Origin of the sequence: Streptomyces alanosinicus, from assembly GCF_014650595.1 — a bacterium.
GTDB lineage: Bacteria > Actinomycetota > Actinomycetes > Streptomycetales > Streptomycetaceae > Streptomyces > Streptomyces alanosinicus.
This window is the reverse complement of sequence record NZ_BMVG01000001.1, coordinates 988,969-1,009,977: the sequence shown is the minus strand read 5'-3', so window position 1 is coordinate 1,009,977 and position 21,009 is coordinate 988,969. Positions and strand designations below refer to the sequence as shown.

The 21,009-nt window shown below is 72.2% G+C and carries 20 protein-coding genes; 17 read left to right on the top strand and 3 right to left on the bottom strand.

From position 1 onward, the window contains the following. Positions 1 to 86: 86 nt before the first annotated feature. From IE277_RS04605 to IE277_RS04580, 6 genes are all read left to right on the top strand, one after another. On the top strand, positions 87 to 2,738 hold the full coding sequence (locus IE277_RS04605) for a CocE/NonD family hydrolase (RefSeq protein WP_189948674.1): 2,652 nt from the start codon (positions 87 to 89) through the stop codon (positions 2,736 to 2,738). Beyond that, entirely contained in the window at positions 2,735 to 3,589 is an 855-nt protein-coding gene (locus tag IE277_RS04600; RefSeq protein ID WP_189948673.1) for an ABC transporter permease, read from the top strand. Before IE277_RS04605 ends, IE277_RS04600 begins: the two co-directional genes overlap by 4 nt. Positions 3,590 to 3,808: 219 nt before the next feature. Further along, positions 3,809 to 4,228, top strand: coding sequence for a hypothetical protein (locus tag IE277_RS04595; RefSeq protein WP_229880596.1), 420 nt, complete (start codon positions 3,809 to 3,811; stop codon positions 4,226 to 4,228). Positions 4,229 to 4,636: 408 nt separating this feature from the next. After that, on the top strand, positions 4,637 to 4,963 hold the full coding sequence (locus IE277_RS04590) for a hypothetical protein (RefSeq protein ID WP_189948672.1): 327 nt from the start codon (positions 4,637 to 4,639) through the stop codon (positions 4,961 to 4,963). Between the two features lie 62 nt (positions 4,964 to 5,025). Then, a complete protein-coding gene (locus IE277_RS04585; protein ID WP_189948670.1) occupies positions 5,026 to 5,343 on the top strand; it encodes a hypothetical protein in 318 nt (105 codons plus the stop codon). A gap of 93 nt (positions 5,344 to 5,436) precedes the next feature. Then, positions 5,437 to 5,757 carry a hypothetical protein gene (locus tag IE277_RS04580; RefSeq protein ID WP_189948669.1) on the top strand — a complete coding sequence of 107 codons (321 nt, stop codon included), beginning with the start codon at positions 5,437 to 5,439 and terminating at the stop codon, positions 5,755 to 5,757. A 185-nt stretch (positions 5,758 to 5,942) separates the two neighbouring features. Here IE277_RS04580 and IE277_RS04575 read toward each other — a convergent pair whose 3' ends face one another. Next, a complete protein-coding gene (locus tag IE277_RS04575) occupies positions 5,943 to 6,260 on the bottom strand; it encodes a hypothetical protein (protein WP_189948668.1) in 318 nt (105 codons plus the stop codon). Between the two features lie 405 nt (positions 6,261 to 6,665). On the opposite strand from IE277_RS04575, the gene IE277_RS04570 reads away from it, so the two are divergent. From IE277_RS04570 to IE277_RS04530, 9 genes are read left to right on the top strand one after another with little or no spacing between them, the layout of a single operon-like run. Then, complete coding sequence (locus IE277_RS04570; RefSeq protein ID WP_189948667.1) at positions 6,666 to 7,850, top strand: glycosyltransferase; 1,185 nt, start codon at positions 6,666 to 6,668, stop codon at positions 7,848 to 7,850. Next, on the top strand, positions 7,847 to 9,304 hold the full coding sequence (locus IE277_RS04565; protein WP_189948666.1) for an exopolysaccharide biosynthesis polyprenyl glycosylphosphotransferase: 1,458 nt from the start codon (positions 7,847 to 7,849) through the stop codon (positions 9,302 to 9,304). The genes IE277_RS04570 and IE277_RS04565 overlap by 4 nt, the downstream gene beginning before the upstream one ends. 6 nt (positions 9,305 to 9,310) lie before the next feature. Beyond that, positions 9,311 to 10,639 carry an O-antigen ligase family protein gene (locus tag IE277_RS04560; protein ID WP_189948665.1) on the top strand — a complete coding sequence of 443 codons (1,329 nt, stop codon included), beginning with the start codon at positions 9,311 to 9,313 and terminating at the stop codon, positions 10,637 to 10,639. Continuing rightward, entirely contained in the window at positions 10,636 to 12,306 is a 1,671-nt protein-coding gene (gene murJ / locus IE277_RS04555) for a murein biosynthesis integral membrane protein MurJ (protein ID WP_189948664.1), read from the top strand. The genes IE277_RS04560 and murJ overlap by 4 nt, the downstream gene beginning before the upstream one ends. Further along, complete coding sequence (locus IE277_RS04550; RefSeq protein WP_189948663.1) at positions 12,296 to 13,087, top strand: polysaccharide deacetylase family protein; 792 nt, start codon at positions 12,296 to 12,298, stop codon at positions 13,085 to 13,087. Before murJ ends, IE277_RS04550 begins: the two co-directional genes overlap by 11 nt. Next, on the top strand, positions 13,084 to 14,223 hold the full coding sequence (locus IE277_RS04545; RefSeq protein ID WP_189948661.1) for a glycosyltransferase: 1,140 nt from the start codon (positions 13,084 to 13,086) through the stop codon (positions 14,221 to 14,223). The genes IE277_RS04550 and IE277_RS04545 overlap by 4 nt, the downstream gene beginning before the upstream one ends. Next, positions 14,223 to 14,891, top strand: a complete 669-nt coding sequence (locus IE277_RS04540; RefSeq protein WP_189948659.1) for a YveK family protein — start codon at positions 14,223 to 14,225, stop codon at positions 14,889 to 14,891. Before IE277_RS04545 ends, IE277_RS04540 begins: the two co-directional genes overlap by 1 nt. Continuing rightward, complete coding sequence (locus IE277_RS04535; protein ID WP_189948658.1) at positions 14,888 to 16,033, top strand: GNAT family N-acetyltransferase; 1,146 nt, start codon at positions 14,888 to 14,890, stop codon at positions 16,031 to 16,033. The genes IE277_RS04540 and IE277_RS04535 overlap by 4 nt, the downstream gene beginning before the upstream one ends. Beyond that, the gene (locus tag IE277_RS04530) at positions 16,030 to 16,989 is read left to right on the top strand and encodes a class I SAM-dependent methyltransferase (protein WP_189948657.1); all 960 of its coding nucleotides are present in this window, start codon (positions 16,030 to 16,032) and stop codon (positions 16,987 to 16,989) included. Before IE277_RS04535 ends, IE277_RS04530 begins: the two co-directional genes overlap by 4 nt. An 18-nt stretch (positions 16,990 to 17,007) precedes the next feature. On the opposite strand, the gene IE277_RS04525 is transcribed toward IE277_RS04530, so the two are convergent. Then, a complete protein-coding gene (locus tag IE277_RS04525; RefSeq protein WP_189948656.1) occupies positions 17,008 to 18,198 on the bottom strand; it encodes a glycoside hydrolase family 26 protein in 1,191 nt (396 codons plus the stop codon). A gap of 193 nt (positions 18,199 to 18,391) precedes the next feature. Next, the gene (locus tag IE277_RS04520) at positions 18,392 to 18,955 is read right to left on the bottom strand and encodes an LPXTG cell wall anchor domain-containing protein (RefSeq protein ID WP_189948655.1); all 564 of its coding nucleotides are present in this window, start codon (positions 18,953 to 18,955) and stop codon (positions 18,392 to 18,394) included. Positions 18,956 to 19,639: 684 nt separating this feature from the next. Here IE277_RS04520 and IE277_RS04515 point away from each other — a divergent pair. Continuing rightward, entirely contained in the window at positions 19,640 to 20,299 is a 660-nt protein-coding gene (locus IE277_RS04515; RefSeq protein ID WP_189948654.1) for a hypothetical protein, read from the top strand. A 4-nt stretch (positions 20,300 to 20,303) separates the two neighbouring features. After that, a complete protein-coding gene (locus IE277_RS04510; RefSeq protein WP_229880591.1) occupies positions 20,304 to 20,894 on the top strand; it encodes a vitamin K epoxide reductase family protein in 591 nt (196 codons plus the stop codon). Positions 20,895 to 21,009 lie beyond the last annotated feature (115 nt).

The window sequence follows — 21,009 nt, the reverse complement described above, 5'->3', positions numbered from 1 at the left end:
GCCAGGCCCCCGTACTCCTGCGGGAGGGGCGGGCGTTCAGCCCAGCGGCTGCACCGGTTGTCGGTGGCGGCCCGTACCGTTGAGCCATGGATCTCCGCCGGCTCTCGCTGCGAGGGCTGCTCAAGAGGCCGCGCCGGCTCGCCGCCGCCGCGGCCGCCGTCGTGGTGCTGGCCGGCGCCGGGACATGGACGGCGGCCGTCGCCGCCGACGGCACGCAGAGCGTGCGCGAGAGCGACCGGGCCATGGCGGTGGACGGCGTCCGCCTGGACACGTCGTTCTTCACTCCGGCGACCGCCGGACGGCACCCCGCCGTCCTGCTGGCGCACGGCTTCGGCGGCAGCAAGGACGACATACGCGGCCAGGCCGAGGACCTCGCCCGGCAGGGGTACGCGGTCCTGACCTGGTCCGCGCGCGGCTTCGGGAAGTCCACCGGAAAGATCGGGCTCAACGACCCGAAGGCCGAGGTCGCCGACGTCTCCCGGCTCATCGACTGGCTGGCCCGGCGCCCCGAGGTCCAGCTCGACAGGCCGGGCGACCCGCGCGTGGGCATGGCCGGCGGTTCCTACGGCGGCGCGATCTCCCTGCTCGCCGCCGGATACGACCACCGGGTCGACGCCATCGCCCCGGCCATCACGTACTGGAACCTCGCCGACGCCCTGTTCCCCAACGGCGTCTTCAAAAAGCTGTGGACCGGCATCTTCTTCAACACCGGCGGCGGCTGCGCCCGTTTCGAACCCGCGCTGTGCCAGATGTACGACAGGGTCGCCGAGTCCGGCACCCCGGACGCGGCCGCCCGCGCACTGCTCCAGGAACGCTCCCCGTCCGCCGTCGGATCCCGCATCAAGGTGCCCACTCTGCTGCTGCAGGGCCAGACGGACTCGCTGTTCACCCTCGCCCAGTCGGACGCGGCCGAGAAGGCGATCCGGGCGAACGGCGCCCCCGTGGACGTCGACTGGATCGCCGGCGGCCATGACGGCGGCGACCTGGAGGCCGACCGGGTCCAGTCACGCGTGCGTGCCTGGTTCGACCGCTATCTGAAGGGCGACAAGAGCACGGGCACCGGCCCGGCCTTCCGCATCACCCGCACCGGCGGCGTCAACTCGGGCGACGGCACGGCCCAGCTGCGCGGCGCGAGCGCCGCCGCCTACCCCGGGCTGCGCGACCACCCGCGCGCCATCGCCCTGAGCGGCGGCACCCAACGCGTCACCAACCCGGCCGGCGCCAGCCCGCCCGGTGTCTCCGCGCTGCCCGGCCTCGGCGGCTCCGGCGGCCTGAGCCAGCTGTCCGCGCTCGGCCTCGGTGTCTCCCTGGACTTCCCCGGGCAGTACGCCCGGTTCGACTCCGCGCCGCTCGGCCACGACCTGCAGATCACCGGCACCCCGACCGCGACCGTCCACATCACCTCGACCAGCGCCGACGCCGTCCTCTTCGGCAAGGTCTACGACGTCGGCCCCGGCGGCACCCAGCAGGTGCTGCCCGAGCAGCTCGTCGCCCCCTTCCGGGTGACCGGCGCCAGAGCCGGCAAGGACGTCACGATCACCCTGCCGGCCGTCGACCACCAGGTGCAGAAGGGCCACCGGCTCCGGCTGGTCCTCGCCGCCACCGACCTCGGCTACGCCTCACCTGCCGCCCCGGCCGGCTACGCCGTCTCCCTCAAGGGAGACCTGAGCGTGCCCACGGCACCCGCCGTCACCACCGCCGCGGCACCCCTGCCCGTCTGGGTGTGGTGGCTGCCGGCGGCCGGCGCGGCCGTCGCGCTCGCCCTGCTGCTCTCCGCCCGCCGCCGTACGGCGACCCCCGCTCCGGACCCCGCGCTGGCCGAAGTACCGCTGGTCATCCAGGACTTGAGCAAGCGGTACGCGAAGTCCGCCGACCGGTACGCGGTGCGCGAGCTGTCCTTCCGCGTCGAGAAGGGCCAGGTCCTCGGCCTGCTCGGACCCAACGGCGCGGGCAAGACCACCACCCTGCGCATGCTGATGGGCCTGATCACCCCGGACGACGGCGAGATCCGTGTCTTCGGCCATGCCATCCGGCCCGGCGCACCCGTGCTGTCCCGGGTCGGCGCCTTCGTGGAGGGCGCCGGCTTCCTGCCGCATCTGTCCGGACGGGAGAACCTGGAGCTGTACTGGCGGGCCACCGGCCGCCCGCCCGAGGACGCGCGTCTGGAGGAGGCCCTGCAGATCGCGGGCCTCGGCGACGCCCTCGCCCGCGCGGTGCGCACCTACTCCCAGGGCATGCGCCAGCGCCTCGCCATCGCCCAGGCCATGCTCGGCCTGCCCGACCTGCTCATTCTCGACGAGCCGACCAACGGTCTCGACCCGCCGCAGATCCGCGAGATGCGCGAGGTGATGATCCGCTACGCGGCCGGCGGCCGCACCGTGATCGTCTCCAGCCATCTCCTCGCGGAGGTGGAGCAATCCTGCACCCACCTGGTGGTGATGGACCGCGGCCGGCTCGTCCAGGCGGGCCCCGTCCGGGACATCATCGGCTCCGGCGACACCCTGCTCGTCGGCACCGCCACGCCCGTCCAGGAGCCGGTCGCGGAGAAGGTGGCCGCGCTGCCCGGGGTCGCCTCCGCCGTGCGCACCGACGACGGGCTGCTGGTCCGGCTGGACGCCGGCGGCACGGCCGAGCGGCTGGTCGTGGAGCTGGTGCGGCTGGATGTGCCCGTCGCCTCGGTCGGCCCGCACCGACGGCTGGAAGACGCCTTCCTCACCCTGATAGGAGGTTCCGCATGAGCGCGCTCACCGAGGTTGCCTCCGGATATCAGACGCGGCACACCCTGCCCCTGCGGGTCGAGCTGGTCCGCCAGCTCACCCGGCGCCGCACGCTGATCATGGGCGCCATCCTCGCCCTGCTGCCGTTCGTGCTGATGGTCGCCTTCGCGGTCGGCGGTGACCCGGCCGCCCGCAACGGCCAGATCACCCTGATGAACACGGCCACCGCCTCCGGCGCCAACTTCGTCGCGGTGAACCTGTTCGTCTCGGCCGGCTTTCTGCTGGTGATCCCGGTCGCCCTGTTCTGCGGGGACACGGTCGCCTCGGAGGCCGGCTGGTCCTCCCTGCGTTATCTGCTCGCCGCGCCCGTGCCCCGCGCCCGGCTGCTGTGGTCCAAGCTGGTCGTGGCGCTCGGGCTGAGCCTCGCCGCGATGATCCTGCTCCCGGTCGTCGCCCTCGCGGTCGGTACGGCGGCCTATGGCTGGGGGCCGCTGCAGATCCCCACCGGCGGTGCGCTCGACGCCGGGACGGCGGTGCAGCGGCTCGCGGTGACGGTGGCGTACATCTTCGTGTCCCAGCTGGTCACCGCGGGGCTCGCGTTCTGGCTGTCGACGAGGACGGACGCCCCGCTCGGCGCGGTCGGCGGCGCGGTCGGCCTGACCATCGTCGGCAACGTCCTGGACGCCGTCACCGCGCTCGGCCACTGGCGTGACTTCCTGCCCGCGCACTGGCAGTTCGCCTGGGGCGACATCGTGCAGCCGCATCCCGAGTGGTCCGGCATGGTCCAGGGCACGGCGATCTCCTTGAGCTATGCGTTCGTGCTCTTCGCTCTGGCCTTCCGTGGATTCGCCCGCAAGGACGTCGTGTCATAGTTTTCTTTTCCGTTGGCATATTCACTTTCTCGCGTCTGGCACACCATACGATCAATTGATTCGCCGAACGAATGCAAATCCCTCTGGGGAATTCCGAGTAATGCGCTTCTTCACTCCCGCGACATTCATGCGTATGGAGTAGTGCATCACTTTGGGCGCACTGCGGACTGCTATGTTCTGCGTCTGTCGGATCAGAGGTAACTTCAAGTGAGGAGAATCATGAAGAAGGCAGTTTTCACAACTGCGGCTTTGGCTATCGGCGCGAGTCTCGTGGGTGGCTCCGCCGTCGCGGCGTCGGCCGCCACCAAGGCACCCGCCAGCGGAACCGGCCCGCTCGGCCTCATGTCCCAGACCGAGGTGACTCCGGCCCTTGTGCCCGCCGCCGACACGGTGATGCGCGTGGCCAAGCAGGGCAGTCTCACCAAGGGCAGTGCGTTCGACCAGAACCAGTCGTCGACGGTCACCGGCACCAACAAGGCGGCGAAAGTCTCCGGCGTATACCTGGACGGGATGGGCCGGCCCGGCGCCAAGAAGCCCGCGATTCCGCTGAAGAACCCGGTCGGCACCGGCTCCGTCCAGCTCCACCCGCTGAACGGTCCGACGAGTGCCGGTCTCGGTAGCCTGCTCAACCAGAGGTGACCGGAATTCCGACGCTCTGATCCGGTTCTCGTCCGCCGCGGACCGACACCGCAGCACCGCGGGACGGGCCCGCGGTGGCCCTCCTGGTACGACCCGCGTCCGGCGCCTCGACGACCTGCTCCCCGAGGCCTTTGCCGGACCAGCGGCTCTGCGCCCGCCCGGCGCCCGATGTGTGCCGGGGATTACGCCTCAAGCCTGTCCGGCCCACTGGATTCCTCCTTGCCAGTGGGCCGGACGCACGTCGGCATTCATTCCTTTGCATGCGGTTACGGAGAAAAAGCGCACAGTACCGTTCCGCCATCCGGTGGAATCCGTACCGTATGGGTAGTGTCCGCGTGACTTTTCGCCACATATTTCGGTTTCTTGCTATGTAAGCGCGGCTAACCGTGAATCCAGGAAGGAACCGAGTTGACCAGGAAGTTCGCGGTCGTCACTGCACTCGCCCTTGGCGCCCTCTGCGGCAGCGTCGGCATTGCCTCCGCCCATGAGGACGGGAACACGACCAACGCCACTGGCGGAAACGGCTTTTCGGAGTCCCCGGTCGTCGTGAACGCCCCTCAGCAGGGCGTTGTTGTCGTTAATGGCTCGCTCATCGATGGCCGCTGCATCGCGCCGTGGTCCAACGGCGCCGTCCTCGGCGGCGTCGTTCCGCCGAACTCGCACTATGCAGCGTGCAACACGGCGACAGTGAACCAGCCCCAGAACGCCCCGTACGCCGGCGGCCTGCTCTTCTGACCCCTGCTTCGAGTCATCCGAGCAGGTGAACCCCTCAAAACGCAGTCCGGAAAGGACATCTCATGCGTAACAAGGTTACGGCCCTCTCCGCCCTCGCCGCAGGCGTCGTCCTGGCGGCCGCCGGCACCGCCGCAGCCGACAACTGCACGACCGTCACCGGCGGCAATGGCTTCTCGTCGTCCCCGGTCGTCGTGAACGCCCCGCAGCAGGGCGCGGTCGTCTCCAACGGCACGCTGGTCGACCTCCGTTGTGTCGCGCCCTGGTCCAACGGTGCCGTCCTCGGCGGTGTCGCTGCCCCGAACTCGCACTACGCAGCGTGCAACACGGCGACCGTCAACCAGCCGCAGAACGCCCCGTACGCGGGTGGCCTGCTCTTCTGACCCCTTTTTGGCTCCGGTCCATCCGGAGCAGGGCGGGGCCGTCAGCTGACGTTCCCCGCCCGCCCCGCCCCTCCCACCCGAAAGGCGCACCTCATGCGTAACAAGGTTACGGCCCTCTCCGTCCTGGCTGCGGGCCTTGTCCTGGCCGCCGGCGGCACCGCTGCGGCCGACGACACCACCACCACCGTCACCGGCGGCAACGGTTTCTCGGAGTCCCCGGTTGTCGTGAACCAGCCTCAGCAGGGCCTCGTCGTCTCGAACGGTTCGCTGGTCGACGGCCGCTGCATCGCGCCGTGGTCCAACGGTGCCGTCCTCGGTGGCGTCGTCGCCCCGAACTCGCACTACGCCGCCTGCAACACGGCCACGGTCGACCAGTCGCAGAACCAGGCCTACACCGGGGGCCTGCTCTTCTGAGCAGCCCCCACCCTGGCGGCCCGCCGAAGCTCGGCGGGCCGCCATTTGTTTTTCCCCGAAGACCTGAAGGCGTGTGCGCAGACCTGAAGGCGTGTGCGCCAAGACCAGTGCGCCACCGAAAACACCGAAGGCCGGCTCCGTGGAACGGAGCCGACCCGAATGGCCCGGTGCGTGTGCGTGCGTCTTTACCTGAGGCCCGGAAGCTTGGCCGGGAGCTTGCTGGGGAGCTTGGCAGGGCTCTTGCCGTTCAGCGGATTCGGCAGGGTGCGGCCGAAGACAGGGGTCTGGACGATGCCCGATTCCTTCACGCCCTGCGTCGCGCCCCTGACGTTCTCGGTCAGGGCGCCGGTCGGGATCTCGGCCGCGCTCGGGATCGAGTGGGTGACCGTCTTCCCGTCCTCGAGGAGGCCCTGCGCCGGCAGGTTCCCGGCGACGGCGGGCGTCGCGGTACCGGCGATGGCCAGGGCGCCGACCACAAGGGCGGCAGCCTTCAGATTCTTCATTGTGTTCCTTTCCTACGCAGCTCGGGTCACCGGAGGGGACTCGCTCCTCGAGGCATCGCGAGTGCCTGGGATCTCGCTTCCAACGGACTAACGAGACACCGCCGCCGCGGGAAACTCCGGCACCGGCAAGTTCCCGGAACTCATACATCCTGAATGCCGCGCAGAATTCTCATCGGATTATCTGTCATGTAGCTCATCGGCACTCGATGAAGCCAAGTGAGTGATGTAGTACGAGAAATATCCCCCTGATGGCGGCGGTCATTCCGACACAGGTGACGGGTTAGTAGAAAAAGACGGATAAGCGGCTAGTGTTGCATCCGAATCCGACGCGTTTTATGCCGAACCTACGATCACACCCATTGTGTTGGGGGTTCGGAATGTTTCTTCGGAAGGGAAGCCTCGGTCATGCGCATTCCCCTCGGTTCCGTCCCGCACCGGGCGACGCGGTCCACTGCACGCGAGCCGCACGTCCTGCATGTCACCCAGCCGGTCGAGGGCGGTGTCGCCCGATTCGTGACGGACCTGGCGACGGCGCAACTCGCCGCGGGGCTGCGGGTCACCGTCGCCTGCCCGAGAGGCGGCACGCTGACCCACGCACTGCGCACGGCGGGCTGCAGGGTGCTGCCCTGGGAGGCGACCCGCTCGCCCGGGTCCCGACTGCCCGGCGAGGTCGGACGGTTGGCCCGGCTCGTGCGCGCGGTGCGGCCCGATGTGCTGCATGCGCACAGCGCGAAGGCCGGGCTCGCGGCGCGGCTCGCGGTACGCGGCCGGCTCCCCACCGTCTTCCAGCCGCACGCCTGGTCGTTCGAGGCCGTGGACGGTGTGATGGCCCATGCGGCGCTGCAGTGGGAGCAGTTCGCGGCGCGCTGGGCGACGCGCGTGCTGTGCGTGAGCGAGGCGGAACGCCGTACCGGGGAGCAGCGTGGCATCGCCGCCCGGTGGCAGGTGATCCCCAACGGCGTCGACACGAACAGGTTCCAGCCGGACGGGGACATCGCCCGGTCCGCGGCGGGCCCCCTCGTCGTGTGCGTGGGACGGCTCTGCCGCCAGAAAGGCCAGGACGTCCTCCTTGAGGCCTGGCCCGCCGTGCTGCGGCAACTGCCCACCGCCCGGCTGGTCCTGGTCGGCGACGGTCCGGACGCCGGCCCGCTGCGTGCCGTCGCCCCCGCGTCGGTGGAGTTCGCCGGCCCGACGCTGGACGCGGCCCCCTGGTACCGGGCCGCCGACGTCGTGGTCCTGCCGTCCCGCTGGGAGGGCATGGCGCTCGTCCCCCTGGAGGCCATGGCATGCGCCCGGCCGGTGCTCGTCACGGATGTGGACGGAGCGCGCGAGAGCCTCCCGCCCGGCCATCTGCCGCACTGTCTGGTACCGCCCGAGGACCCCGACACGCTGGCACGCGCGCTGACGGCACTGCTGCTCCGCGGGCCGCTGCGCGCGGCACTGGGCGCCCAGGGCCGCGCCCATGTGCTCGCCGCCCACGACGTACAGCAGACCGCGGACGCGGTCACCGACGTGTACCGCGAACTGCTCGGCATCGTCACCACGCCGGTCGTGGTACCCAACCAGAGCAGAGAGTCCATCACCACATGACTGCGGAAAGCACCGTTCCTCCTCCAGCCGGGGGGCCGCGGGCGGCCGTCTCCGTCCTCGCCCCGCCCGGCGCCGCCACCGGACCCGGACTCTCCTCCGGGCGGGGCGCCCGCCGACTTCGGCGGACCTCCTGGGCGCCCTTGCTGATCGCCGACCTCGGCGGTCCCCTGCCGGGTGCCCTGGCGTTGCCGCAGGCGCAGCGGTACCTGCTGCTCATCGCCCTTGTGGGGCTGTGCGTGATCGCCCTGAACCGACGGGCCCTGCTCTACGACACCTCGGAGGTCCCCGGCGTACTGGAGGAACTCCCCTCCGTCTGCGGGCGGGTGGCCGTCGGCTGGGCGGTCCTCGCGGCGCTCTCCCCGCTGCGGCAGCTGCCGCCGACCGCGCTCGCCGCCGCGTGCGCCGTGCACTGTCTGGCGGCCTGCGTGCTCCGTGAAGCGGTGCACGGGCGGCGGCGCAGGGCGCTGCGGCGCCGCCCCCGCCCCGCGCTGGTGGTGGGCCCGCTCCCGGCTGCCGCCCGGCTCGCGGCCGCGCTGCAGCGCAGCCCGCGCTGCGGAACACGGCCGGTGGGCCTGGTCGCCGACGCCCCGGCCACCCTCCCCGAGGCCGCCGACCGGCCCGCGCTGCCGGTCCTGACCACGCGTGAGGAAGCGCATCGCGCGCTCATCCAGAACGGTGTGGAGTCGGTGCTCGTCGTGGGGCCCGCGGCCCGGGCGCAGCGGGCCCCGCTGCTGCGCGAACTCGCCGCGTTCGGCTGTGTGCTGTGGGAGGTGGACGCGGACTCGCCGGCGTACAGCCCGCGCGGGCGGCGCGGGCGGGCGGGGCACCTGGCGGGCTTCTCCCGCAGGCTGCTGTGTCCGGGCACCCGCGGGCGCGGCGACGGCGTCGGCAAGCGGGTACTGGATGTGGTCCTCTCCGGCGTGCTGCTGCTGCTCGCGGCTCCGGTGCTCGGGGTGTGCGCGGCCGGCCTGAGGTTCACCGAGGGCCCCGGCGTGGTGTTCCGGCAGGAGCGGATCAGCAAGGACGGACGGTCGTTCACGATGCTGAAGTTCCGTACCCACAGGCCCGCCAGCGCGCACGAGGCCGCGACCCGCTGGAGCGTGGCGGACGCGGAGGACATGAGCCGCTTCTGCCAGTTCCTGCGCCGCACCTCGCTGGACGAGCTGCTCCAGCTGTGGAACGTCTTCCGCGGTGACATGAGCCTGGTCGGGCCGAGGCCCGAACGCCCCTATTTCGTCACGAAGTTCAGCCAGACCCTCCCGGGCTACCCGGCGCGCCACCGGATGCGGACCGGCATGACCGGACTCGCCCAGATCCACGGGCTGCGCGGCGACACCTCGATCGAGGACCGCTGCCGTTTCGACAACGCCTACATCGACAACTGGTCGCTGTGGCAGGACATCTGCATCCTGGTGCGCACGGCGGTGCTGTTCATCCGGCCTACGGGGAGCTGAGCGGCGGTGAGCGCTCCCTCGCCGGCCGCGCCCGCCCCGGCCCTGGCGCTGCCGGTGCTGCGCCGCGCCGCGCCGGTGCTGCCGGTCGTGGCGATCGTCGTCCTGCTGGGGCTGCCCGTGGCGCCCGACAGCAACGCCACCCCCGCCGACGCGACATCGGGGCTGGTCGTGCTGTGGGCCGTCGCCCACACCGTGCGGCAGGCGCGGCGCCCGCTGACCAGGACGGCCGCGGTCGTCCTCGGACTGCCGGTGGTGGGGCTCGCGGTCGCCGCGAGCGGCGCGGTGACACCCGCCGAGGCGTTCACCGGACTGGCCCGCTATCTGCAGGTGTTCGTGCTCGTACCGGTCGCGGTGGTGCTGCTGGTGCGGGACCGGCGGGACGCCCGGCTGCTGCTGTGGTCGCTGGTCGGCCTCGCCCTGTGGGAGGGCGCGCTCGGGGTGCACCAGTTCCTCACCGGGACCGGGGCCTCGTACCAGGGAGCCGAGATCAGGGCGGTGGGCACGTTCGGGCCCGCCGACGTGATGGGGATGGCCACCGCCGTGGCGTTCGGACTGGTGGCCGCGACGGGCCTCGCCCTCGGGGCACGGACGCGGGCGCTGCGGACCGTGGCGGCGGGGTGCGCGCTGGCGCTGCTGCTGCCGCTCACGGTGTCCTTCAGCCGGGGCGCCTGGATCGCCACGGCCGTCGCCTGCGGGGCCCAGCTGCTCATGGCCGGCGTACGGCGCGCGGCGAGGACGGCCGCGGCGGCGGTCGCGGTCGCGGTGGTGCTGGTGGGCGGGTTCGGAGTGGGCGCCGCGGTGCTGCAGGAACGGTTGAGCAGCATCACGCGGGTCGCCGACGCACCGGACCAGTCCGTGGTCGACCGCTACAGCCTGTGGGCGGCGGCCGGCGACATGTGGCGCGGGCACCCGGTGACGGGCGTCGGGCTGAAGGCCTTCCCCGCGCACCGGGACGGACATGCCTCGCTCGCGCTGTCCTCGGGCAGTGACACGGACGCCGCGGGCTGGGGCTTTCGGCGTCAGCCCCTGCTCACCCCGCACAACATGTATCTGCTGGTGCTCAGCGAGCAGGGCCTCGTGGGCGTGCTCACGGCGATCGGCGCCTGGCTGGCCCTGCTGGTGTGCGCGGTCCGGCGGATGCGCCGGGCGGGGCACGCCCGGGACTGCGCCGTGGCGGCCTGCGGGCTGCTGCTGTGGCAGTACGTCGACTTCCTGTACGCCGACATCGGCGGACCCTCCACCGTGCTGACCGGCGTGTGCCTCGGACTGGGCGCCTGGTGGGCACTGACCCCTGAGGCGATCGCGGGTACGGCCGCGGAGGCGAGCGTGCGATGAGATCCCCATCCGCTGCCTCGCGGGGGATCGCCGACGACGGGACCGACGCCGAGGACGCGCGCCCTGCCGACGGCCGGGCCGGTGCCTCCGCGGGCGGTTTCCTCGCCCGGGCGACATTGATCACGGCCGTGCTGTCGGTGGCCGGCGCGCTGCTCGGGCTCGGCCGGGACCAGGCGCTCGCGCACTTCTTCGGCGCCGGTGCGGCCACCGACGCGTTCCTGGTGGCCTGGACCGTGCCCGAGATGGCGTCGACCCTGCTGGTCGAGGACGGGATGGCGTTCCTGCTGGTGCCCGCGTTCAGTGCGGCGCTGGCCCGGCGGGCGGCCGGGAGCGTGTCCCCCGATCCGGTGCGCGCGCTGGTCGCCGCCTCGCTGCCGCGGCTGTCCCTCGCCTTCGCCGCCGTGGCCGCCGTGCTCGTGGCCGGGGCGCCGCTGCTGGTCGGCGTCCTCGCGCCCGGCCTGTCCCACCCCGGCCTGGCGGTCGCCTGCACCCGGCTGACCGCGACCTGTGTGCTGAGCTTCGGGCTGGCCGGGTACTGCAGCGCCGCGCTGCGGGCCCATCGCAGCTATCTGGTGCCGGCGACGATCTACGTCGCCTACAACGCCGCGATCATCGCCACCATGGTCCTCCTCGGCCAGCGCTGGGGCGTGCGGTCCGCGGCCCTCGGGGTCGCCTTCGGCGGGTGCCTCCAGGCCGCCGTACAGGCGCCGTTCCTGTGGCGGCGGCTCGCCGAGCGCCCCGACGGGCCCGCCGCCGGCCCCCGCGGGGACGGCGCGCAGCCGCTCACCCCCGCCCCCGCCCTGGTCCTGGCGGTCCTGCTGTTCGCCCTGTGCCGCCAGTCTCAGGTCCTCATCGAGCGCCATTTCGCCTCCCTGCTGCCCGCCGGCGCCATGTCACACCTCAACTACGCGCAGAAGATCGGGCAGTTGCCGATGTCGCTGGCGCTGATGCTGTTCGTCGTCACCTTTCCCGTGCTGGCCCGGGCCATCGCCGAGGGCGACATGCGGCGGGCCCGGGACCGTATCGAACGGGACCTGGTGATGGTGAGCGGCATCGTGCTGCTGGGCGCCGCGGTGATCTCGGCGTGTGCCCCGCAGATCGTCCACCTGCTGTTCCAGCGCGGCGCCTTCACCGTGCAGGACACCGCCGCGACCGCCGGCGTCCTACGGGTGTACACGCTCGGGCTGCTCGGCCACACGCTGGTGGGCGCGCTGGTGCGGTCGTACTTCTCGGCGGGCCGCACCACCTGGTACCCCACGGGCGTGATGGCCGTGGGCATGGTCGCCACCGCCGTCATCAGCGCCTGCACGGTGGGGCGGTGGGGCGCGTGCGGCATCGCCGCCGCCAACGCGGCCGGCATCACGCTGACCGCCGTGCTCCTGCTGCGCGGGCTGGGCAGCCGCAGCGTCGCCGTGCGCGTCCGGCGCGTCGCGGCCGAACTGGCAGTCCCGGTGGGCGCGGCGGCGGCCGCCGCCGCGGCCGGACTCGTCTGCGCGCGGCCCTTCAGCTCGCCGTCGGCCGGTCTCGCGGCCGGCTGTCTGGGCGTCCTCGCGGTCTATCTGCCGCTGCTCTGGGCCTTCGACGTGGCCGGAGCCCGCTCGCTGGCCCCCGCGGCACTTCCCACCGTCCGACGCCTTCTGACGCGAAAGCAGGGCCATGGTCGTTGACGCTTCCGAAGCTCGCCGTGCGGCCGGGCAGGCTCCCGGACCCGGCGCAGAGGGACGGTTTCGCAGGGGGCCCGCCGCATGGGTGGCCATGTACCACTCCGTCTCGGACTCCTGGGACGACCCGTTCAACATCACCGTCTCCGCGACCCGCCTCGCCCGGCAGCTCGCCTGGCTGCACGGCCGGGGCCTGCGCTGCGTCAGCGTGCGCGAACTGCTCGCCGCCCGCGACCGGGGACAGGAGCGCGGCCTGGTGGGGCTCACGTTCGACGACGGGTACGCCGACTTCGTCACCACCGCGCTGCCCGTGCTGCACCGCTGGGGCTCCGGCGCCACCGTGTTCGTGGTGGCCGGGCGGCTCGGCGGCGAGAACGACTGGGAGCTGTCCGGCCCGCGCAAGCGGCTCCTGACCGCCGACGACATCCGCGGGCTGGCGGCCCTCGGCATCGAGATCGCCTCGCACGGCCTCACCCACTCCGACCTCACCCGGCTCCCGGACGAGGTGCTGCGCGCGGAGGTGCACGGCAGCCGAGCCCTGCTCGCCGAGCTGACCGGCCAGGACATCCTCGGCTTTTGCTACCCCTACGGCCGGCTCGACGCCCGGGTCGGGGCCGTCGTGCACGGCGCCGGCTACCGCTACGGCTGCGCCGTCGCCCCCGGCCCCGCCGACGCCGGCGACCTGGCGCTGCCCCGGATCCACATCGGGCAGGCCGACACCGGGGTGCGGCTGGAAGTGAAACGGCGACTCGCCCGCCCCTGGGGGCGCGCCCTGGAGGCCTCATGAGAGTGCTGCACATCATCACCGGCCTCGACGCCGGCGGCGCCGAGCAGCAACTGCGGCTGCTGCTGCGCCATCTGCCCGCGCGGTGCGACGTGCTCACGCTGACCCGCCCCGGTCAGGTCGCCGACGGGCTGATCGCCGACGGCGTCCGCGTCACCGACCTCCGCATGGGCGGCAACCGGGACGTCGGCGCCCTGCTCCGCCTCGCCCGGCACATCCGAGCCGGCCGCTACGACGTGGTGCACACCCATCTGTACCGGGCCTGTGTGTACGGCCGGATCGCCGCCCGCCTGGCCGGCGTCCGGACCGTGGTGGCCACCGAACACTCCCTGGGCGCACGGCAGTTGGAGGGCAGGTCGCTGAACGCGGGCATCCGGGTCCTGTACCTGGCCACCGAGCGGCTCGGCCGGGCCACGGTCGCCGTCTCCCCGACGGTCGCCGCCCTGCTGCGCGACTGGGGCGTGCCCGGCCGGCGCATCCAGGTCATCCCGAACGGGATCGACGCCGGCCGGTTCCGCTTCGACGAGGTGCGCCGCAAGGAGGCCCGTGCGTTCTACGGACTGCCCGAGGACGCCTATGTGGTGGGCTGCGTCGGCCGGCTCGTCGCCACCAAGCGCTTCGACGTGGCCGTCCGCGCGCTGGCACTGCTGCCCGCGGACGTACGGCTGCTGCTGATCGGCGCCGGGCCCGAGGCCGGGCGGCTGCACCGCCTCGCGGGGGAGCTGGGCATCGCGGACCGGATGCTCATGACCGGCGAACTGCTCGGCGGCCCGGACCCGGGCCAGGGCGCACCCGACCTCCCCTCGGTGCTGTCCGCGCTGGACGCCCTCGCCGCGCCCGCCCTGGAGGAGACGTTCGGGCTGGCCGCGCTGGAGGCGCTCGCGGCCGGCCTCCCCGTGCTGTACACGTCCGCCCCCGCCCTCACCGACCTGCCCCGGGCCTCGGCTCCGGGTGCCGAGCGGATCAGGGGCGGGGCCGAGGCGTACGCACGCGTCCTGCTGCGGCTGCACGTGGCAGGACCCGGCGACCGCGCCGCACCCGACGCCGTCCGGCGCTACAGCATCGAGCACACCGCCCGGCAACTGATGGACGTGTACACGACCGTCCTGTCCGGTCACGACCTGGAAGCGAGCCCCTGATGACCGACACGCCCGCACAGCCCGAACACCCCTACCGCCGGATCCTCCGGCAGGCCTACCGGCTGCTGCTGCGCTGGCTGATCCCGGCCGGCGTCGTGCTCGGCGCCGCGGCCGGCGGCGTCTACGGCGCGGTGAAGCCGGCGCAGTACTCGGCGACGAGCTACGTCATCGCCGTACCGGCCGAGAAGTCGCGGTCCGATCCGGCGACGGCCCTCGGATTCGCGCAGGCCTACGGCCGGGTCGCGACTCAGCTGGCCGTGCTGGGGCAGGCCCAGAAGAAGGCGGGGGTGCCGGCGGCGAAGCTGCGCAGCACCGTGCGGGCCGAGACCTCGCCCGATGCCCCGATGATCGCCATCACGGCGGTCTCCGGACGCCCCGGCCGGGCCGCCGACATCGCCAACGCGGTGTCCGGGGCGCTCACCAAGCAGGCCAACAAGACCAAGAAGGCCACCGGCATCGCGCTGGCGCGGCTGTCCGCCGCCCTCGCCCCCACCGAGCCGTCCTCTCTCTCGCCGGGGCTGACCTCGCTGGTGGGCGCGTGTGCCGGCGGTCTGCTGGGCGGCCTCGCCCTGCTGGCCCGGCCCCGGTGGGCGCCGGCGGACGGCGAGCGGGGGCGGGCGCAGCTGCCCGCCCCGGCACCCGCCGCCGACGCCCAGGAGGCGCGGTGACGACGGTGTCCCGACGCGCGCCGTCGGTGGAGCTGTGCACCGACGAGCGTGTGTTCGCGGAACTGGCGCCGCAATGGGAGCGCCTGCACCGGGCCTGTCCGTCGGCGACACCGTTCCAGAGCCACGCCTGGCTGCACTCGTGGTGGCTGTCGTACGGCACCGCGGGCGGGCTGCGGCTCGTCCTGGTGCGGGACGGGGATGAACTGGTGGGCGCCGCACCGCTGATGCGGGTGCGCCGCCCGTGGCCCGCGCTGGTGCCGATCGGCGGTGCCATCACCGACTTCAGCGATGTGCTCCTCGACGCGGCGGCGGCCGCCGAAGGCACCCTGGCGCTGACGGACGCCCTGGCCGAACTGGCCCGCACCGCGCTGATCGACCTGCGCGAGGTGCGGCCCGGCGGCGCCGCGGAGCGGATCTACCTCGGCTGGCGCGGTCCGCGCCGCCGGCTGTCCGACTCCGCGTGCCTGGAGCTGCCCGCGCTGCCCATGGACCAGCTGATCGGCCGGCTGCCGTCGGCGCGCGCCCAGCGCGTGCGCAACAAGGTGAACAAGCTCACCCGGCTCGGCGTCGTATGGCGCCCGGTGCACCAGGACGACACCGAGAGCGGCCTGCGCCGCCTCCTGGATCTGCACCGGCTGCAGTGGCAGGACCGCAAGGTGACACCGGAACACCTGCGGCCGCGCTTCCTGGAGCATCTGATCCGCTCCGCGGGCCGGATGGTCCGGTCCGACGAGGCGGTCGTCAGGGAGTTCCTGCTCGACGGCGAGGTGGTCGGCGTCGACCTGACCCTGATGTCGAGACGGTGGGCGGGCCTGTATCTGTACGGCGTCCACCCGAGGCTGCGGGAGCGCAGGACGGATGTGGCGACGATGCTGCTGCGCGCCTCGGCCGAGTATCTCGGCGACGGCGAACGCCAGGTCCTGAGCCTGCTGCGCGGCAACGAGCCGTACAAGTACCGCTGGGCCCCCGAGACGGTCGTCAACCAGCGTCTGCTGCTCGCGGGCCGGCGCACCGCGCCGCTGCTGGCGGCCGCCGTCGGCGACGCCACCGCACGGGGCTGGGCTCGCGGCGGGCGGCGCCGGCTCGCGTCCGCGTTCACCGACCACACCTGCACCGAAAACGCGAGGAAGGCAACGGCATGACGGTCTCTGGGGTCGAGTACGCCGGCGAGCGGGCGGACCCACCCATCGCGGACGACACACCTGAGCTGCACTGCCCCGCATGTCTGGAACAGGGAAAACCGCTGCGCATGGTCGTCGAGGGCCGGTACCGGCTGGTCCGCTGCCTCGACTGCCGCACGGAGTACTTCCGCCCCGACCCGGCGCTCGCCCGCCACGACGGGCGGCCACCGGTCAGCGCGTACTGGGAGCCGTACAAATTCGGCCTGTACGCGAGCGACGACGTCCGGCGCGGCTATGAACAGCGGTACGAGACGGCGCTGGACCAGGCGGAGCGTCTGACCGGACGCATCGGCACCGTGCTCGACGCCGGCTGCGGGATCGGGAACTTCGTCAGCTACGCCCAGACCCGCTGTGACCGCGCCTACGGCGTCGACGTGGACCCCGACGCCGTGCACATGGCGCGGTCCCGGGGACTGCGGGTCGCGCTGGGCGACGACCTGGACGCGCTGCTGCCCGACGCCGCCGCGGACGCGCTCACCCTGTGGGACGTCGTCGAGCATCTCTACGACCCTTTTCCCGCGCTGGCCCGGTATCTGAGCAAACTCCGTCCCGGGGGCACGGTCGTCATCGAGACGCCGGACGCCTCGTTCCCGGTGCGGCCCCTCGCTCTGGCCATGAACGCCGCAAGCCGTGGCCGGGTCGATCTGACGGGACACCTGTATTACTGGGAGCGCAAGATCTATTTCACGGAATTCGGCATCCGCGCGCTCCTGAACCGGCTGGACTGCGAGGTGATCTCGGTGGAACGCACGACATCACCCCGGGCGAAGATGCAGGAGATCTTCACGCGTTATGCGGACGCCTCGTGGCAGAGCCGCGCACTGGCCCGCACCTGGCCCCGCCTCGAAAGCGCGGCCCGCCGAGTCGGGCGGGGAAACAAACTCGTCGTCATCGCGCAGTGCATGGGCGGTTATTGAAACGCCGAAATGCCGCCGTCATGCGTTGCCGTTGCACGGGCAGCCGGGTGGCCGGGGAACCGGTGCCGACGGCTGCCCCAGGCCGGTCACGGGCTTGAGTGAGGCGGGGTCCGGCGGCTGCGGCTTCTGGTCCGGTGGCGGGGGCCGGCCGGACAGTGCCGCGCGGTAGAGGGCGGACGCCCGGGGGTTGCCGGAGCACAGCCACACACCGTGCGGGCAGTAGTCGGCGATCGTCTGGTACAGCGGCTTCTGCTCGTCGAACCACGCGAGCATGCGCAGCATGTACGACACGTTGTCGCCGTTGCGGAACAGGCCCCACTCGGGATACGAGACCGGCTTGCGGTGCGTCTTCGCGAAGTCGACCTGGTCCTGCAGGCCGTAGGGCTCGGACACCTGCTCGTCGAAGGTGATCCCCGCCGGCTGGTCGTAGGAGTCCATGCCGAGGACGTCGACGACGTCGTCACCGGGATAGCACTGCGGCCACGGCACCGCGTCCGCACCCCGGTTGGGGGCGAAGTCGAAGGTGAAGTGCGCTCCGGGCACCGAGCGCATGACGGTGACGATGCGCCGCCAGTACGCCTTCCAGTCGGCCGGGTCGGGGCCGCAGCGGTGGGTGTAGGTGATGCCGTTCATCTCCCAGCCGAGCACGAGGATCGTGTCCGGCACCCTCAGATCGACGAGGTGCTCGGCGAGCGTCCGGAAGTGCGCGTCGAACTCGCCGGCCGCGGCGCGCCGCAGCAGCTGCTGGACCTCGGTGTCGGGGAGATGGTCCTCGTTGTGTTCCATCATCGGGACGTTGAGCACGAGGAGCCGGTCGTCCTTGCCCCGCCGCCACTGGGCCCAGCTGTCCAGGAAGCCGGGCGCGGCCTCGATGTTGCTCCACCGGTCCCCCGGCAGGTAGGTGTGCCCCACGCGGATCTCGGAGTGGTCGAGCCAGTTGCTGAGCCCCTGCATGCGCAGGACGCCGAGGGGCCCGTAGTTGAGGTACGCGCCGAACGCGGGCGGTGCCGCGGGCGAGGGGCTGCCCGTCGCCCCGTTCGAGGGGCACGAGGCGGGCAGGGACCGCACCGCCGGCGGGCAGTGGTGCGCGGCCCGGTGCGCCGCGTCGTCGGTCGTGAGGGCTGGGTTGGGAAGGATCGTCGATGCCGCGAACATCCCGGCGGCGAGGAACGTCACTCGCCTCAGGGAGCGGACACGCTCGGACGTCATTCCCGACTCCTTTGGTGTGACTGGGTCCTATGTACCGGGACACAGCCATATATACGCTCATTGCACCAATAGGGCCGGATGGCTCGACGTCGCTGGGCCACAAGGACGACCGGAGGAATGTTGTTCCGGTGGGTGCTGGGTGCCGGGCGCGAGGTGCCCGGCACCCAGGGGGTGGGAGAGGGGAGGGGGCGGACTACCGCTGGGCGGCCCGGCCTCGGCGGTACAGGATGGTTCCGCCGGCCAGCAGCGCTCCGCTGGCCGCGATGGCCGCGATGGTGCCCTCCGCGCCGGTGTGCGGCATCGAGGGCTTGTGGTGATGGTGGTGGTGCGGCCGGTGGTGCGGCGGCATGTGGTGCGGCGGCATGTGGTGGTGGACGGGCTGGGCGTGGTGGTGGTGCGGCGGGGGCACCCGGGTCGGCTTGTGCGTCTCCTCCTCGCCGTAGTCGTTTCCGTAGGACGGCTTGTGACTCGGTTCGTCGTCGCCGTAGCTGCTGCTGCTGTTGTTGCCGTAGGAGGAATCGTCGTCGCCGTAGTCGTTCCCGGAGGACGACTTGTGGCCGCGGTCATTGTCGTCGTCGCCGTAGTCGCTGCCGGAGGAGCTGCCGTAGTCGTTTCCGTAGGACGGCTTGTGACTCGGTTCGTCGTCGCCGTAGTTGCTTTCGGTTTTGCTGCTGTAGGAGGACTTGTGGTTCGTCGTCGCGTGGACGGTGTCATCCCGGGCCGAGAGACTGTCGGTCATCTCGCGGGCCATCTGCATGGCGCTTTCCGCACGCTCCACCGCCCGCTCGGCGCTCGAGGCACCCGGGAAATCCCATTGCCCCATGTCGTCCGCCAGAGCAGCGTATGAGTCGGCCCCTGTCGTATACGGATCGGAGTCCGCGAACGCCCAGCCGCCGCACAGGGAAAGGGCGCCTGTCGCGGCTGCGGCCACGACCAATCCCTTGGTCAGGGTCTGTCGCACTCTTTGTTTCCTCTCAGAGGGATCGAATGCCGGCTCTGCAGCCAGTTGAAATGGGGGCACGATCACACATGCCACCACTAGCGGACTGTGAACGAAATATGGAGGTCCGAGGAAATGGTGGCACGTGAATCGCCGGAGAATTCACCCGAATGCCCGTCAGCCGGGGCCGGGACTCACCCGCGGTACAGGGCCTCGATCCGCTCCGCGTACGCGGCCGTCACCGCCTGCCGTTTCACTTTCAAAGACGGGGTGAGCAGCCCGTTCTCTGGGTCCGGCAGGGTGAATCACGGCAGGCTTCGGTCCCGAATGGGCGGCCGGGGCGCCGAATCACCGGGATGGCCGTGACGAGACGTCTGACCATGCACGAACCAATATTTCTGACGGATGGTCGGACAGCCGGCACGCCCGACCGGTTGCAGACGGTGCAGGGCGATTTCACGGTGGGCACAAGATCCTGCGCACCACCGAAAGGAACCCCCCATGGGTGGTCTGCCCGTCCGGCGCATCGCGAGCACCACGCTGTGCGTCACCCTTCTGGCCGGTGCCACCGGCCCGGCCGCCGTCGCGGCCGACTCCACCCGGGAACGCGTCGACGCGACCGCCCACACGCCCGTCCCCGGCGCGGACGCGCTCCTCGTACAGGTCCAGCTCCTCGCCAACCTCGGGATCGTGCTCACCCCGGTCAGCGATCTGCTGAGCGCGGTGCTCAAGGCCGACAACGGACAGCTGCCCACCGCCCAGGCCGATGCGCTCGTCCAGGCCGCCAAGGACGCCATCGCCAAGGTGACCGCGGCGGCACCGGCCGCCGGCCCGCTGTCCCCGCACACCAAACCGGCCCCGGGCTGGCAGCCCCCGCACACGAAGCCGGCCCCGCACACGAAGCCCGCGCCGAAGCCGCCGGGCGCCAAGGAGCGGGCCGACCTCGCGGGCGACGCCCTCGCCGGCCTCACCAAGGCGCTGGACGCCCTGCCGAAGGCCATCACCTCCGGTGACGCGAGCAAGGCCGCCCCGGCGGTCACCGCGGTGCTGACCGGCCTCGTCGGCTGCCTCGCCGCCGTGCTGCTGTCCGGCGGACCGGCCGTGCCCAACCTGCCCGGGCTGCCGGCCCTGCCCCCGCCTCCCTCACTGCCGGGTGTCTGACCGGGTGAGCGCGCACCGGACGACGGGCGCGGGCCGCGGCTTCGCGCTGCTCCTGGTGCTCACCGGCGCGGCCGGACTGCTGGCCTCCTGGGTCATCACCCTCGACAAGTTCAAGCTGCTCCAGAACCCGGGCTTCACACCGGGCTGCAGCCTCAATCCGGTGGTGTCCTGCGGCAGCGTCATGAAGAGCCCGCAGGCCGCGGTCTTCGGCTTCCCCAACCCGATGCTCGGCCTCGTGGCCTACGGCATCGTGATCTGCGTCGGCATGAGCCTGCTCGCGGGCGCCGCCTTCCCGCGCTGGTACTGGCTGGCCTTCGACGCGGGCTGTCTGTTCGGGATCGGGTTCGTGTCGTGGCTGCAGTTCGAGTCGCTGTACCGGATCGGCGCGCTGTGCCTGTGGTGCGCTCTCGCCTGGGTCGCCACGATCCTGATGTTCTGGTACGTCACCTCGTTCGCCGTACGCCACCGGTTCCTGCCCGCGCCGGCCCCGCTGCGGGCGTTCTTCGCCGAGTTCACCTGGGTGCTGCCGCTGCTGCACACCGGGGTCGTCGGCATGCTGATCCTGACCCGCTGGTGGGACTTCTGGACCGGCTGAGGCCGCCGGTACTCCGCCACCGGCCGGCGCATGTCACCGGTACGGCGGTCACCGGTCCGGCCGCACGGCGGTGACCGCGAGTGCCGTCCGGCTGTTACCGCCTCGGACAACCGAA

Coding starts and splice junctions, on each gene's coding strand:
- IE277_RS04600 (WP_189948673.1), top strand. CDS start 2,735: ATGAGCGCGCTCACCGAGGTTGCCTCCGGATATCAGACGCGGCACACC.
- IE277_RS04585 (WP_189948670.1), top strand. CDS start 5,026: ATGCGTAACAAGGTTACGGCCCTCTCCGCCCTCGCCGCAGGCGTCGTC.
- IE277_RS04580 (WP_189948669.1), top strand. CDS start 5,437: ATGCGTAACAAGGTTACGGCCCTCTCCGTCCTGGCTGCGGGCCTTGTC.
- IE277_RS04530 (WP_189948657.1), top strand. CDS start 16,030: ATGACGGTCTCTGGGGTCGAGTACGCCGGCGAGCGGGCGGACCCACCC.
- IE277_RS04595 (WP_229880596.1), top strand. CDS start 3,809: ATGAAGAAGGCAGTTTTCACAACTGCGGCTTTGGCTATCGGCGCGAGT.
- IE277_RS04520 (WP_189948655.1), bottom strand. CDS start 18,955: ATGCAGATGGCCCGCGAGATGACCGACAGTCTCTCGGCCCGGGATGAC.
- IE277_RS04550 (WP_189948663.1), top strand. CDS start 12,296: ATGGTCGTTGACGCTTCCGAAGCTCGCCGTGCGGCCGGGCAGGCTCCC.
- IE277_RS04545 (WP_189948661.1), top strand. CDS start 13,084: ATGAGAGTGCTGCACATCATCACCGGCCTCGACGCCGGCGGCGCCGAG.
- IE277_RS04525 (WP_189948656.1), bottom strand. CDS start 18,198: ATGACGTCCGAGCGTGTCCGCTCCCTGAGGCGAGTGACGTTCCTCGCC.
- IE277_RS04515 (WP_189948654.1), top strand. CDS start 19,640: ATGGGTGGTCTGCCCGTCCGGCGCATCGCGAGCACCACGCTGTGCGTC.
- IE277_RS04565 (WP_189948666.1), top strand. CDS start 7,847: ATGACTGCGGAAAGCACCGTTCCTCCTCCAGCCGGGGGGCCGCGGGCG.
- IE277_RS04540 (WP_189948659.1), top strand. CDS start 14,223: ATGACCGACACGCCCGCACAGCCCGAACACCCCTACCGCCGGATCCTC.
- IE277_RS04575 (WP_189948668.1), bottom strand. CDS start 6,260: ATGAAGAATCTGAAGGCTGCCGCCCTTGTGGTCGGCGCCCTGGCCATC.
- IE277_RS04605 (WP_189948674.1), top strand. CDS start 87: ATGGATCTCCGCCGGCTCTCGCTGCGAGGGCTGCTCAAGAGGCCGCGC.
- IE277_RS04570 (WP_189948667.1), top strand. CDS start 6,666: ATGCGCATTCCCCTCGGTTCCGTCCCGCACCGGGCGACGCGGTCCACT.
- murJ (WP_189948664.1), top strand. CDS start 10,636: ATGAGATCCCCATCCGCTGCCTCGCGGGGGATCGCCGACGACGGGACC.